Source organism: Campylobacter subantarcticus LMG 24377 (assembly GCF_000816305.1).
Taxonomy (GTDB): Bacteria; Campylobacterota; Campylobacteria; order Campylobacterales; family Campylobacteraceae; genus Campylobacter_D; species Campylobacter_D subantarcticus.
Genome location: NZ_CP007773.1, coordinates 364,461 through 377,536 on the forward strand (window position 1 = coordinate 364,461; position 13,076 = coordinate 377,536).

General features: G+C 30.0%; 14 protein-coding genes and 1 pseudogene. 13 read left to right on the top strand and 2 right to left on the bottom strand.

Going from position 1 to position 13,076, the window contains the following annotated elements; genetic code table 11:
• Positions 1-5: 5 nt before the first annotated feature.
• From ccoO to CSUB8523_RS01990, 9 genes are read left to right on the top strand one after another with little or no spacing between them, the layout of a single operon-like run.
• A complete protein-coding gene (gene ccoO / locus CSUB8523_RS01955) occupies positions 6-671 on the top strand; it encodes a cytochrome-c oxidase, cbb3-type subunit II (protein ID WP_039662950.1) in 666 nt (221 codons plus the stop codon).
• 8 nt (positions 672-679) lie between these two features.
• Positions 680-883, top strand: a complete 204-nt coding sequence (locus CSUB8523_RS01960; protein WP_039617636.1) for a cytochrome c oxidase, cbb3-type, CcoQ subunit — start codon at positions 680-682, stop codon at positions 881-883.
• On the top strand, positions 883-1,761 hold the full coding sequence (ccoP, locus tag CSUB8523_RS01965; RefSeq protein ID WP_043019455.1) for a cytochrome-c oxidase, cbb3-type subunit III: 879 nt from the start codon (positions 883-885) through the stop codon (positions 1,759-1,761). The genes CSUB8523_RS01960 and ccoP overlap by 1 nt, the downstream gene beginning before the upstream one ends.
• Positions 1,761-1,973, top strand: coding sequence for a DUF4006 family protein (locus CSUB8523_RS01970; protein ID WP_043019456.1), 213 nt, complete (start codon positions 1,761-1,763; stop codon positions 1,971-1,973). Before ccoP ends, CSUB8523_RS01970 begins: the two co-directional genes overlap by 1 nt.
• Positions 1,974-1,975: 2 nt before the next feature.
• The gene (locus tag CSUB8523_RS09890) at positions 1,976-2,077 is read left to right on the top strand and encodes a hypothetical protein (protein WP_148308406.1); all 102 of its coding nucleotides are present in this window, start codon (positions 1,976-1,978) and stop codon (positions 2,075-2,077) included.
• Positions 2,074-2,649 (top strand): hypothetical protein, encoded by a 576-nt coding sequence (locus CSUB8523_RS01975; RefSeq protein WP_039662956.1) that lies wholly within the window; start codon positions 2,074-2,076, stop codon positions 2,647-2,649. The genes CSUB8523_RS09890 and CSUB8523_RS01975 overlap by 4 nt, the downstream gene beginning before the upstream one ends.
• Entirely contained in the window at positions 2,650-3,162 is a 513-nt protein-coding gene (locus tag CSUB8523_RS01980) for a FixH family protein (RefSeq protein ID WP_043019457.1), read from the top strand.
• Positions 3,162-5,549, top strand: a complete 2,388-nt coding sequence (locus CSUB8523_RS01985; RefSeq protein WP_043019458.1) for an AddAB recombination complex, helicase AddB — start codon at positions 3,162-3,164, stop codon at positions 5,547-5,549. Before CSUB8523_RS01980 ends, CSUB8523_RS01985 begins: the two co-directional genes overlap by 1 nt.
• On the top strand, positions 5,546-8,290 hold the full coding sequence (locus tag CSUB8523_RS01990; RefSeq protein WP_043019459.1) for an AddAB recombination complex, helicase AddA: 2,745 nt from the start codon (positions 5,546-5,548) through the stop codon (positions 8,288-8,290). The genes CSUB8523_RS01985 and CSUB8523_RS01990 overlap by 4 nt, the downstream gene beginning before the upstream one ends.
• On the opposite strand, the gene CSUB8523_RS09735 is transcribed toward CSUB8523_RS01990, so the two are convergent.
• Positions 8,287-9,360, bottom strand: a complete 1,074-nt coding sequence (locus tag CSUB8523_RS09735) for a WG repeat-containing protein (RefSeq protein ID WP_148308407.1) — start codon at positions 9,358-9,360, stop codon at positions 8,287-8,289. The two genes, CSUB8523_RS01990 and CSUB8523_RS09735, sit on opposite strands and share 4 nt — an antisense overlap.
• Positions 9,360-10,163, bottom strand: a pseudogene (locus CSUB8523_RS02000) (DnaJ domain-containing protein). Before CSUB8523_RS02000 ends, CSUB8523_RS09735 begins: the two are co-directional and overlap by 1 nt.
• Positions 10,164-10,351: 188 nt before the next feature.
• Between CSUB8523_RS02000 and rplM the strand changes: the two are divergent.
• The 4 genes from rplM (at position 10,352) to CSUB8523_RS02020 (ending at position 13,056) form a co-directional block, all read left to right on the top strand.
• A complete protein-coding gene (rplM, locus tag CSUB8523_RS02005) occupies positions 10,352-10,777 on the top strand; it encodes a 50S ribosomal protein L13 (RefSeq protein WP_052243649.1) in 426 nt (141 codons plus the stop codon).
• A 2-nt stretch (positions 10,778-10,779) separates the two neighbouring features.
• Positions 10,780-11,169, top strand: a complete 390-nt coding sequence (gene rpsI / locus CSUB8523_RS02010; RefSeq protein WP_039617655.1) for a 30S ribosomal protein S9 — start codon at positions 10,780-10,782, stop codon at positions 11,167-11,169.
• A 252-nt stretch (positions 11,170-11,421) separates the two neighbouring features.
• Positions 11,422-12,408, top strand: coding sequence for an OmpA family protein (locus CSUB8523_RS02015; RefSeq protein WP_043019461.1), 987 nt, complete (start codon positions 11,422-11,424; stop codon positions 12,406-12,408).
• A 3-nt stretch (positions 12,409-12,411) separates the two neighbouring features.
• Positions 12,412-13,056, top strand: coding sequence for an HAD family hydrolase (locus tag CSUB8523_RS02020; RefSeq protein WP_043019462.1), 645 nt, complete (start codon positions 12,412-12,414; stop codon positions 13,054-13,056).
• Positions 13,057-13,076 lie beyond the last annotated feature (20 nt).

Sequence of the window (13,076 nt, forward strand, 5' to 3'; positions counted from 1 at the left end):
AAAATATGTTTAGTTGGTTAGAAAAAAATCCATTCTTTTTTGCTGTAGCAGTATTTATAGTGATTGCATATGCAGGTATTGTAGAAGTTTTACCTGATTTTGCTCAGAATGCAAGACCAATTGAAGGTAAAAAGCCTTACACAGTTTTACAACTTGCAGGACGCCATGCTTATATTAAAGAAAGTTGTAATGCATGTCATTCGCAACTTATTCGTCCTTTTAAATCAGAAACAGATCGTTATGGTATGTATTCAGTTAGTGGTGAATATGCCTATGATAGACCGTTTTTATGGGGTTCAAAAAGAACAGGACCTGATTTATTACGTATAGGTAATTTTAGAACAACGGATTGGCATGAAAATCACATGTGGGATCCGGTTTCAGTTGTCCCTGGTTCTATTATGCCAGCTTATAAACATATGTTTAGTAATAATGCAAATATAGAAACAGCTTATGCAGAAGCACTAACTGTAAAAAAAGTTTTCAATGTACCTTATGATGTTGAAAATGGTACAAAACTAGGTACTTGGGAAGAAGCTCAAGCAGAAGTTAAAGCAGAAGCTCAAGCTATAGTAGATCAAATGAAAAATCAAGATGTTAAAGATGCGTTTGCTAGAGGCGAGATTAAAGAGATTGTAGCTTTAATTGCGTATCTTAACAGCTTAAAATAGGAGAAACTATGGATTTAGAACTAATAAGAGAGCTACAAGCTTATGGTTTTTTTGCTCTTGTAGTATTTTTAGTGGTAGTTTTGTATTCTTATTGGTTTCATTTGTATAGATCTGAAAAAACAGGTAGAAGAAATTATGAAAAATACGCTGATTTAGCATTGCATGATGAAATCAGCGATCGTGTTTTAGAGCAAAATAAAAGGAGTGCTTAATGCAATGGTTGAATTTACAAGATAATGTTAATTTATTATCTTTTATCGGAGCAATTCTTATCATACTAATTACGCTTGTTGTGGTAGGAAAATTGTTTAAAAGTATGAAAGAAGAAAAGAGCCAAGGTGAACTAAGTGAGCATAGTTGGGATGGTATAGGTGAGTTTAAAAATCCTATACCACTTGGTTGGGCTGTGGTATTTTTCTTAGCTATAGTATGGTGTATATGGTATTTTCTTTGGGGATACCCTTTAAATAGTTATTCTCAAATTGGTGAGTATAATAAAGAAGTTCAAACACATAATGAAAAATTTGCGCAAAAATTTGCAAATTTAAGTGCACAAGATAAACAAGAAATGGGTAAGAATATTTTCTTGGTTCAATGTTCTTCTTGTCATGGTATTACAGGTGATGGTATTAATGGAAAAGCACAAAATCTTAATGTATGGGGTTCAGAAGAAGGACTTATAGAGGTAATCACAAAAGGTTCTAAGGGTATGAATTATCCTATGGGTGAAATGTTGGGTGCGGCTGATAATGGCATAGATGAAGCTGATGTTCCAGCAATTGCTGCTTATGTTGCTTCTGAAATTTCAGCGATTAAAAAAACTGAAAACCCTCAACTTGTAGCAAAAGGAAAAGAATTATTCGCTACTTGTACAGTGTGTCATGGTGAGAATGGAAAAGGAACTATTGATGGCCAATTGGTAGCTCCGGATTTAACAAAATATGGTAGTGCTGAGTTTGTAGTAGATGTTTTAAATCGTGGTAAAGCAGGTAGTATAGGTGTAATGCCTCATTTTAATAATGGTTTATTAAACGAGCTTCAAAAAGAAGCAGTTAGCGAATATGCAATTTCTCTTTCAAGGGGTGAATAATGGAGAATTCAAATAGATGTGTATTTTCACTTTCGGGTGTTAGTGGAATGTTGATCGCGACAGTTTTATTGCTATCAATTTTAACAGGACTTACTATTTGGGGGCTTAAAACACAGCAAGAAGTAATGCAAAAACCTTACAAAATAGAAAATGCAGAGCAAATTAAAATGTTTGATTCTAAAAGAGAAGAACATATTATCATAAAGGAATGATTATGGCAAAAATTCTTGAATATCTAATTGTAGTTGGTTTAGTTGTAGCAGCAGGAGTTACTGCTTGGTCAGTTTTAACTGTAAATCACCTTTTTATAGGATGAAAAAGATTTTTAAAGGCGGTTTTTTAACCGCCATTTTTATTTGCTTTGCTAATTTCTTACATGCTGAAATATTATTAAATGATAACATCTTAAATACTGCAATAGAGCAAAATATCACTTCAAGCTCAAAACAAATTCATGAATTAACCGGAGTAAATATAGCCTTAGCATTAAGTGATAAAAAAGATTTTGAAAGTTTAAAAAATTATGAAGCTAATTTAAGTAAACCATATATTTTACTTGTATTTTCTAAAGCTTCACACAAGGTAGATATACTTGCAAGTGATGATGCTATGAAGTACTTTGATAAAGAAGGTGTTTTAAGCCCTTATCCTGAGAAAGGAACGATTTTACCTATACTCGCAAATCCTAAGCAAAAAGACATTTACAACGCTGCTATTTTAAATGGTTATGCAGATATAGCCGATCAAGTGGCAAATCATTTTAATATTAAACCTTTTTATGGAAATTCAAATCGTGATACTTTAAATATTATGAGAATTTTAATTTATGGCTTTTTATGTGTCGCAATTTTAATGCTAGTTCAAAGAAAAATCAAAAGGAGAAGATGAATGCAAAATCAAAAAACATTTTGGCCTTATGGCATTTTGATTTCTTTAGGGCTTATTGTAATTGCTTGTATTGTGACTGTCATTATAGCAAGTAAAGTTCCTGTGTATGAAGATAATTTTTATTTTGATTCTTACCAAAATGTAGAATTAAACTATAATGAAATTCAAAATAGGCAAAAAGCTTTTGATGAAAATTTTAAATTAAGTGTTAAAGATAGAGAAAGTTTTACGCGTAAAAAAAGTCAAATTTACTATATCAACGAAGGAGAGAATGAGTTTAGAATCACAGTAGATAATCTAAAAAACTATGATCTTAATCAACTTCAAATTCAAGCATTGCTTTCGCGTCCACATACTAGTGTTGATGATAAAAATTTAGAAGTGAAAATAGAAGCTAATGATTTAGTTTTTAGTTTTGATGCTAAAGAAAAAGGTGCTTGGCAGGTGCTTTTAAAAATTACTCAAAATGAAAATAGTGTAGGATTTTTTAAATTTTTTCTCCAAACTAAATGATGAAGCTTTTTATTTTTAGTTCTTTGAGAGCATTGAGAAAATACTATGAGGAAAAGCTACAAGATGATATCTTAGTGGATCCGGCTATGAGTGTGGCTGAATTCATGCAAAAAGTGGTTTTTTCTCCTTCTTTTCAAGCCTCGCATTATGAATGTTTGCTTTTAATGAAAAAAGCTTGCGAGCAAACTAAAAATTTAGAGCAGAGTTTAAAAATACCAAGTAATTTCTTTGCTTTTTTAAAAAACAATGCATATTTGTTTAGCTTTTTTAAAGAATTAAGTTTAGAAAAAAAAGATATTACTGCATTGAAATTTCATGATGCTTATGCACAGTATGATGAACATTTGCAAATTTTAGAAGAACTTTTTAAGAATTATCTTACCTTGTTAAAAGAGCAAAATTTATACGATGATATTTCTTTGCCACTTGATTATGAAATCAATGTTGATTTTTTAAAAAATTATGATGAGATTGTTTTTGATTTTCAAGGCTTTTTGAATGCTTTTGAAGTAGAGATTTTGCTAAAAATTAAAGCAATATTACCTATTAAGATACAATTTAATTGCACTCGATTTAATAAAGATTTTTTAAGTACGCTTAGTTTTTTGCAAGGTATTGATTTAAAGATAGATCATGTTTATTGTTTTGATTTAAATCATGAAGCAATTTTAGAAGAAAAGTGTTTTTTGAAAGAAAGTCAAATTAGCTATAAAAGTTTTAATTTAAGATCATTACAAGCGGCTTTTGTCTTTGAAAAAATCAATACATTTTTAAAAGCGGGTATTTGTGCAAAAGATATCGTGGTGATCACTCCTGATGAGAAATTTGTAGATATTTTGAGGTTATATGATAAAAATAATGTTTTAAACTATGCAAGTGGTGAAAGTATTAAGAATACAGCTTTTTATCATCGATTAAAATCCTTGTATGAGGGTGCTAAGGATGAGGAATTTGAATATGAAGAAAATGAGAATTTTTATGAGAAGTGGAATTTAAATAAGCATTGGTGTAATTTTCATTTTTTCCCTTCTAGTATTGATTTTGCAGAGTTTAAAAAACTTTTTGATGAGAATGTTTCTTTTGATTTTTTTGAAAATCTAATCTATTGCTTACTAGAAGATGGCAACGATGAATTGAAAAATTATATTCAGCAAGAGTTGATTTTCATCAAAGAGCTTATCAGAACTCATGCATTAAGTTTGGCTCAGATTTTAGAATTATTTTTTATGCAAATTGATAGTATAAAATTAAGTAGTGTTGGGGGTGGTGAAGTCATTGTAATGGGGCTTTTAGAAAGTAGGGGACTTAGATATGATGGAGTAATTATAGTTGATTTTAATGATGAGTTTATCCCAAAAAGAGTTTCAAGTGAGTTATTTTTAAACAATGAAATTCGCAAAAAAGCAGGGCTTATTACTCATGCGCAAAGAGAAAATTTACAAAGGCACTATTACTACACTTTAATAGCTAAAGCAAAATTGGTGGGAATTACTTATGTTGAAAATGAAGAAAAAATCAAATCAAGATTTTTAAGTGAACTCGAATTTCCATTTTATGAAGATAAGACTTATAGTAATAATGCTTATGTGAAATACTTTCAAACTCACCCTTGTATGTTTAATCTTGATCCTATTGTAAGCATTAGAGCAGAGCATGATTATTTTCAAAATGACCTTTCTTTTTCAAGATTTCATCTTCTTGTACATTATGGTTTGGATTATTATTATAAATATGTTTTAGGATTAAAAGAACCAAAGATCTTAGATGATACACTTAGGGCAAATGAATTAGGAAGTTTCATCCATAAGGCACTAGAGCTTTACTATACACAAAAGTCAAAAAATCATTTTGATTATGAAGTTTTTATGCAAGTGATAAAAGACATGCAACAATATCGCATTGATGCGCTTAACTTAGCTCTAATACAAACTATATTTAAAGAATTTCAAATTCTTGAAAATGAACATTTTAAGCAAGGATATGTGGTGGAAAAATGTGAATTTATGCCACCAAAAAAAGAATTTACTGCAGAAAATGGAGTGAAAATTCGTGCTATAGGTTTTTTAGATAGAGTAGATAATAATGGCAATGAAAGATTGATTATAGATTATAAAAGTGGTAAAGCAGATGAAAAGTCTTATCAACTTGCTTTTTATAAGTTTTTATTAGAAAGTCAAAATGCTCCATCAAATACAAAAGCTTGCTTTTATGATCTTAAAAATATCAAAATCATACATGAAAATTCCAAAAGCAAGAGTGTGCAAGAATTGAAAGACTTGCTTAATGAGTTAGCTAAGGAGCCTTTGGAGAAAGAATTTTTTAATCAAAAAAACGACAATACCTATAGCCCTTATGCTATGCTTTATAAAAAGGAGTTTAAGCTTTGAGTTATCATTTTGAACCTTTTTTGGCTTTAGAAGCTAGCGCAGGAAGTGGAAAAACCTTTGCATTAAGCGTGCGTTTTGTAGCTTTGGTTTTAATGGGAGCTAAGATCAATGAAATTTTAGCCCTTACTTTTACTAATAAAGCCACAAGTGAAATGAAAGAAAGGGTTTTTAAAACCTTTTTGGAATTTGATGCGCTTGAAAATGGAGAAAATAAAGCAGAGTGTGATGAGCTTATGAAAATGCTAGGTAAAAGCAAAGATGAGCTTATAGCTTTAAGAGAAAAATACAAAGAGGAATTTTTAAGATCTAAGCTTAATATCTACACTTTTGACAGCTTTTTTTCGCAAATCATTCGTTCTTTTGCTTTAAATTTAGGTCTTATGAGTGATTTTGACATTATAGAAAGTCAAGATAGCTATAAAAATTTCATTGCTAGGTTAAATGAAGAAGAGCTAAGAGCTTTGGCTTATTATATTGTTCAGACAAAAAGCAAGAGTGACTTTTTGCAAAATCTTGAAAGTTTATATGAAAGATCTTGTGAGATTAATTCTACAAAAAATGTACATTTTCCAAATAAAACTTTTTTAGAAAAAAGTTTAAATGAATTTATAGCTTATGCAAAAAATTTAAGTACAGATAAAAATTATCAAAAAAATTTTGAATTTGAAAATATAGAAAATTTTTTTGCTAAACCTATCATCTGTGATTTAGATAAAAAATATTTTGTAAAAATCATCGATAGTGAATTTTTACAAAAAAGAGCAGAATTTTTACAATGTGCAAAAGAGTGTTTTACTCAAATGGAAAATTATCGCATTAGTATGCTTGCAAAGCTTTTGGAGCATTTTAAAGAAGCAAGAAACGAAAGCAGTGTTAAGCAAAATGCATTAACTTTCTCGGATATAGCTTTAAAAACTTATGAGTTAATTAGTGATGAAGCTAATAAGGATTTAATTTATTTTAGGCTTGATGGTTATATTTCGCATTTATTGATCGATGAATTTCAAGATACGAATGTCTTGCAGTATCAAATTTTAAAGCCTATTATCGCTGAACTTGTTTCAGGCGAGGGTGTGAAAAAAAACAGAAGCTTTTTTTATGTGGGCGATAAAAAGCAAAGCATATATGGTTTTAGAGGGGGTAAAAAAGAGCTTTTTGATAAGCTTTTAAAAGACTTTCCACAAATTAAATTAGAGCATTTAGATACTAATTATCGCAGTAAAAAGATCATTGTTGATTATGTAAATGAAGTTTTTAAAGATAAATTTTTTGATAGTTTTTTAAACCTTAGCTTTACTTTACAAAAAAGCATTAAAGAAGGTGGATATGTAGAGGTTTTACAAAATCATATCCCGCCAAAAAGTTCTTTACATGAAGCAAGTGGAAAAGAAGTTTTAAAGATCATCCAAAAGCTTTTAGAAAAAGGTATAAGGCTTAGTGAAATTTGCATTTTGGTGTGGATTAACAAAGATGCTACTTTAATGAAAGAATTTCTTGAAGAAAATAACATTAAAGCTTATACGCAAAGCAATGTAGCTTTGATGGATTGTATTAGCGTAAGAGTGCTTTTTGAGTATGCAAAGGCTTGCGTACTTAAAGATGAGTTTAGTTTGTACTTTGCAAGTAGTATTTTAGAAAAAGAACTCGAGTTTATTACGCTTGATTTAAACCGAAGTGTAGGTGAGATTTTAAAATACCTAGCGCATGTTTTAAAACTTGACTTAAGTGACGTGAATCTCATTGCGTATTTAGAGTATGCAAGTACTTTTGATAATTTCTTTGATTTTTTATTTGCTCCATGTGGATTAAAATCTTTGCAGGCTCAAGATGATGGAGTAAGCATTATGACTGTGCATAAATCTAAAGGGCTTGAATTTGAAAATTTAATCGTACTTGATAGACTTAGCAAAAAAGCTCCGGATAATGAAACTTTGATGTTTGAGTATGATTTAGAGCAAGGTTGGGAAGTAAAATACCGACACAGTGCTAGAAAATACCTTGAAGATGAAAACTATAATACCTTTTTAGCTAAAAGAGAAAAACTTCAAGCAGAAGATGAGATAAATTGTCTATATGTAGCCCTTACTAGAGCTAAAAACTCTCTTTTTATCATAAAAAATGATGAGAGCTTTAAAACCTTTAAGAGTTATTTTCAAGACTATGAAGAAAAGCAAATAGGTGCTATAGAAGAACAGCTTATTCAAACAAATGAGACTTTAGAAAATTTAGAGCAACTAGAAAACTTTGAAGAATTTCAAAAGGTAAATTTACAAGAAGTCAAAGTAAAAAGTCATCTTTCAAGCACGCAGATACATTTTGGTTTGGCTTTGCATGAGTTTTTGCAATATTTTGATTTTAACACCAAGAACAATTTTGAATTTTGCAAGCAAATGGTGTATAGAAAATACCGTTTTCACTTAGATGATGAAGCTTTTAATGAGCTTTTTAAAAGACTTACTATGCTTTTAAAAGATGAGAGCTTTAACGCATTTTTAGTGGGTAAAAAGCTACTAAAAGAGCAAATCATCACTTATAAAGGTGAGCAAAAACAGCTTGATATGCTTGCACTTGATGATAATGAAGCTATCATTATAGACTATAAAACAGGCTTAAATTTAAACGAGCATAAAAAGCAAGTTTTACTTTATAAAGAAGCTATAGAAAAAATCTTGGCCAAGACTTCTACTAAGGCTTTTTTGGTGTATGTTTTAAAGGATAAAGTGGAGATAGTGGAGGTTTAATAATCCATATCATCAAATATAGGTTTTATTACAACTTTTCCACTTTTATTTATAAAACCGTATTTTCTATTTATTTCAATTCTTGCCAAACCTTTGTTAAAACTCCAAGCACCATCAAATATAGGTTTTATTACAATTTTCCCACTTTTGTCTATAAAACCCCATTTTCCATTTATTTCAATTCTTGCTAAACCCTCTTTAAATTCCCAAATACTATCAAAATCAATTTTAGGCTCCGCTACAATTTCTCCACTTTTATTTATAATTTTATACTTTTCATTTAATTTGATAATTGCCAAACCATCACTAAAATACGAAGTATTATCAAGTTCTGGTTTTATTATAACTTTTCCATTTTGATTAATAAATCCATACTTTTCATTTAATTTGATAATTGCTAAACCTTCACTAAAATTCCAAGTACCATCAAATTTAGGTTTTATAACAAATTCTCCATTTTTATCTATAAATCCATACTTTCCATTTAGTCTAACACTAGCCAAGCCTTCACTAAATTTCTGAGCATAATCAAATTTTTCAATCGCAATTTCACCGTTTTTATCTAAAAAACTCCATTTTCCATCGATTTTAACTCTTATTAAATCACCATTCATAAATATATTAGCAAAGCAAGCTTTACCATCTCCCTTATCACATTTTTCTTTGTAGATAGCTTGGAGTATTTTACAACTCGCTTCATCGCTGTGGCATTTACTTTCAAGTTCGCTTATGTAAATTCGGCTATATTTTCCACCGTAAAAATACTGATACACGCTAACTAAGGCTATCAAAATCAAAATCATCACACTAGCTATGATTTTACTTTTGTGTTTTATGATGAATTCTTTTCTTTGTTTGAGTTTCTTTTCTCTTTCTTCTTGGGCTATTTTTATCTCTTCTTCGATTTTCTTTTTTCTTTCTTCTTCTAATCTTTTTAATTCTTCTTGTCTTTGTCTTTCTTTTTCTAGTTTTTCTTTTGCTTGTGGATCGTATAGTTCATTACTTCCACATTCTTTACAAAATTTAGCTACTTCTAAATTTTTCATATTGCAATGTTTGCAAATAAGCATCATTCACCCCTTGCTTGTTTTATAATTTCATAGGCTAGATTGATCTTTTTCATCATCACTTGGGCTATCTTTAAAAGTTCAGGTGGAAGCTCTTTAGAATGAAGGTTATCATAGTGGTATTCTTTAGCTAGCTTTCTATAATTTTTCTTAATACTTTCAAAATCATCATTTGGATGAGAATTTAAAATTTCATAGGCTTGCTCTAGGGTGATTTTTATTTCATCTTGGTGTTTTTCTTGTTTTTGCTGAGTGTTTTCATGTGCGAAATTATAAATTTACTCATATCTTATTTTTATTTCTCTAAAGCTTATGAGGTTTAACCCAAGTCCTATGATGATATTTTCCATTAAGGTGTTTTCATTTACACTCATTTGTTTATCATAGTATATTAGATCAAGCAATAAACATATAAGAAAATCCGCTTCTTCCTTGCTTATGCGTATGTTAGAGCAAAGCTCACTAATGCTTCTACCTTGATTTTTCTCATACTCAAAAATACTTGCATAAGTATTTCTAAAGCCACTATACTCTTTAGTATAAAACATTTCTATCTTATCAAGCAAAGAGGATATAAATTTAGATAAATCTTGAGCAATGATTTTATTATCTACTTTGGCAACTTTTGCTAAAAAAGCAACCATGATAGCAGGATTTTTACTATAAATATAATCAAATTTTTGTTTTGCAACATGATATAATTCTTTTCCGCAAAATATACAAAATTTAGCGTCTTTGTCAGGATTAAATTCTGAGCAATGTTTGCAAATTCTATATTCTTGAGCTTTAAATTTTAAAGAAAACAAAATAAAACCTTATTTTTAATATAATAGAAAGTTATTTTATAAAGAACTTACTTAAAATGTGCTATTTTACTTTTATATACAGGAATTAATCAAAATATTTAAACTTTAAATATTCTTAAATTAAGTATTAATTAAGCTAAAATAATTATAATCTCATTTTTAAAAAAATTTTTGGCAAAGGTAAGATGATGACAAAGATAACAAAGCCAAACGAAGTAAAACGCGAATGGATCGTTTTAGACGCTGAAGGAAAGCGTTTTGGTCGTCTTTTAACAGAAGTAGCGACTATTTTAAGAGGTAAAAATAAACCTTACTATACTCCAAATGTTGATTGTGGAGATTATGTAATCATTATCAATGCTTCTAAAGCAGTTTTCACAGGTGCAAATAAAGCAGAAGATAAACTATACCACAGACATTCAGGGTATTTTGGAAGCGTTAAAAGCGAAAAATTTGGTGATTTATTAGAAAAAAATCCAGTTAAATTATATAAATTAGCAGTTCGTGGTATGCTACCTAAAACAAACCTAGGTAGAGCTATGCTTAGAAAACTAAAAATTTATGCAGGTAGCGAACATCCTCATACTGCTCAAATTGCTAATAAAGGAAAATAATCATGGCAACAACATACGCAACAGGTAAAAGAAAAACCGCTGTAGCTAAAGTTTGGGTAAAAGCTGGTAGTGGTAAAATCATCGTTAATGGTATGGATTTAAACACTTGGCTTGGCGGACATGAGGCTATAAAATTAAAAGTAGTTCAGCCTTTATTAGTAACTAAACAAGAAACTTCTATGGATATTAAAGCGACTACCCTAGGTGGTGGTTATAGCGCTCAAGCTGAAGCTTTAAGACATGGTATTTCAAGAGCTTTAGCTGCTATGGATGCAGATTTTAGAGCGTTATTAAAACCAAAAGGACTTCTTACTAGAGATAGTAGAACTGTTGAACGTAAAAAATATGGTCGCAGAAAAGCAAGAAGAAGTCCACAATTCTCTAAACGTTAATTCTCTTTGGATCCTTTTTATGGATCCAAATTTCCTCCATTTTTCATAAATTACAATTTTTTTCTTATATTTTTATTTTGTTTAAAATCAAAGGATTTTTTGTTTAGAATATACTTTTATAATTTCAAAGTCCGATCAGGGAAACCTCCTTTTTGTAGTAAATTTAAGCCCCTACCCAAAGGGGCTTATTTTATTTTAATCTTTTTTGCTATATAATAATCTACATTTTATTTATTTTCCAAAGGAAATTTTATGAAGAAAATTATAAGTTTGGTAAGTTTAGCTACTGTATTATTTGCTTTTGATGCTAGTAAAATAGAAATCACTCCAACTTTTAACTATACAACTCCAGAAGGAAATTTAGATCTTAAAAACTATGGTGGAGTGGGATTGAGATTTGGTTATCATTATGATGATTTATGGATAGATCAAGCAGAGCTTGGTATAGAATATAATGATAATGCAAAATACAACAATCCAAGTGATAATACACATACAAGTACTAGTGTATCAAGATTTTACACCAATGCAATTAAAGGTATTGATTTAGCAAATCATGTTTATTTATATGGTTTGTTGGGTGCGGGTTATGAGTATTTGAGTCATGGGGCGTATGAAAACAAAAGTGGTATGTTTGCTCAATATGGCGCAGGTTTGAAGTTTGCACTTGGAGAGGATTTAGCTTTAAGAGTAGAAGCAAGAGATCAGATTAAATTTAACAACGGCGAGCATAATTTGATTTCTAGTATTGGTTTAAGTTTTTATTTTGGTAATAACACTCTAAAAGCGCCGCAAACCACAAGTCAACCACTTGTGCAAAAAGTTCAAGCAAAAAAAATCGAAAAATCTTGTCCAGAGCCAAGAAAAGGCGCCTTGCTTGATCATATAGGATGTGAGAAAACAATAGCTCTTGAAGGACATTTTGGTTTTGATCAGAGCAATATTAATTTAGAATTTGCTAAACAAATTCAAGAAGTAGGTAAGGTTTTAGAGGAAAATCCACAATATTATACTATCTTAGAAGGACATACGGATAATACAGGCCCTAAAGCTTACAATCAAAAACTTTCCTTAGAGCGTGCAAATGCTGTAGCAAAAGAACTTGAAAAAACAGGCGTAGCTAAAGAAAAAATAATTACCAAAGGTTATGGTTATGATATGCCAAAAGCAAGTAATGATACTAAAGAAGGTCGTGCTCAAAATAGACGCGTTGAAGCAAAATTTTTCATTAAAGAGTAAAATTTGCTAAGAAAAACAATTTTATTTGACCTAGATGGCACTTTGATAGATTCTACAAGTGCCATTTTAGATGGTTTTGATGCTGCTTTTAGAGCATTTGATCAGCCATTGAGAGATCATGAGGTCGTCAAATCATTGATAGGTTTTCCTTTAGATGTAGCTTTTGAAAAACTTGGAGTCAAAAAGGAAAAAACAAGCGAGTATATCAATGCATATAGAAGTGTATATCAGCAAATTTATATAAAACAAACATCTTTACTTACCTTTGCAAAAAAAAGTGTTCAAGAAGCAAGTTTGATTGCCGATTTAGCTGTTGTGACGACTAAAAGTTCTAAATTTTCTAAACCATTGCTAGATCATTTGGGGATAGGTAAGTATTTTAAAGTTATTATAGGTAGAGATGATGTAGTTCATCCTAAACCACATGCTGAACCCATTTTATTAGCTTTGGAAAAATTATCTAAAGACAAAGAAAATGCATTTATGATCGGTGATACTCATTTGGATATTATGGCAGCTGTTGAAGCGGGTATTACACCTGTAGCAGTTAGTAGTGGTTATGAGAGTAAAGAAAGTTTGCGCCAATTTAAAACTTTATTATTTGATAATACCTATGAAGCAATAGAGTATATAAAAAATATCCGATAACTTCACACTCCAACTTCTTA

Bases quoted from the DNA above. Each gene is read 5' to 3' on its own strand.
- ccoO (WP_039662950.1), top strand. From the start codon at position 6: ATGTTTAGTTGGTTAGAAAAAAATCCATTCTTTTTTGCTGTAGCAGTA.
- CSUB8523_RS01960 (WP_039617636.1), top strand. From the start codon at position 680: ATGGATTTAGAACTAATAAGAGAGCTACAAGCTTATGGTTTTTTTGCT.
- ccoP (WP_043019455.1), top strand. From the start codon at position 883: ATGCAATGGTTGAATTTACAAGATAATGTTAATTTATTATCTTTTATC.
- CSUB8523_RS01970 (WP_043019456.1), top strand. From the start codon at position 1,761: ATGGAGAATTCAAATAGATGTGTATTTTCACTTTCGGGTGTTAGTGGA.
- CSUB8523_RS09890 (WP_148308406.1), top strand. From the start codon at position 1,976: ATGGCAAAAATTCTTGAATATCTAATTGTAGTTGGTTTAGTTGTAGCA.
- CSUB8523_RS01975 (WP_039662956.1), top strand. From the start codon at position 2,074: ATGAAAAAGATTTTTAAAGGCGGTTTTTTAACCGCCATTTTTATTTGC.
- CSUB8523_RS01980 (WP_043019457.1), top strand. From the start codon at position 2,650: ATGCAAAATCAAAAAACATTTTGGCCTTATGGCATTTTGATTTCTTTA.
- CSUB8523_RS01985 (WP_043019458.1), top strand. From the start codon at position 3,162: ATGAAGCTTTTTATTTTTAGTTCTTTGAGAGCATTGAGAAAATACTAT.
- CSUB8523_RS09735 (WP_148308407.1), bottom strand. From the start codon at position 9,360: ATGCTTATTTGCAAACATTGCAATATGAAAAATTTAGAAGTAGCTAAA.
- rplM (WP_052243649.1), top strand. From the start codon at position 10,352: ATGACAAAGATAACAAAGCCAAACGAAGTAAAACGCGAATGGATCGTT.
- rpsI (WP_039617655.1), top strand. From the start codon at position 10,780: ATGGCAACAACATACGCAACAGGTAAAAGAAAAACCGCTGTAGCTAAA.
- CSUB8523_RS02015 (WP_043019461.1), top strand. From the start codon at position 11,422: ATGAAGAAAATTATAAGTTTGGTAAGTTTAGCTACTGTATTATTTGCT.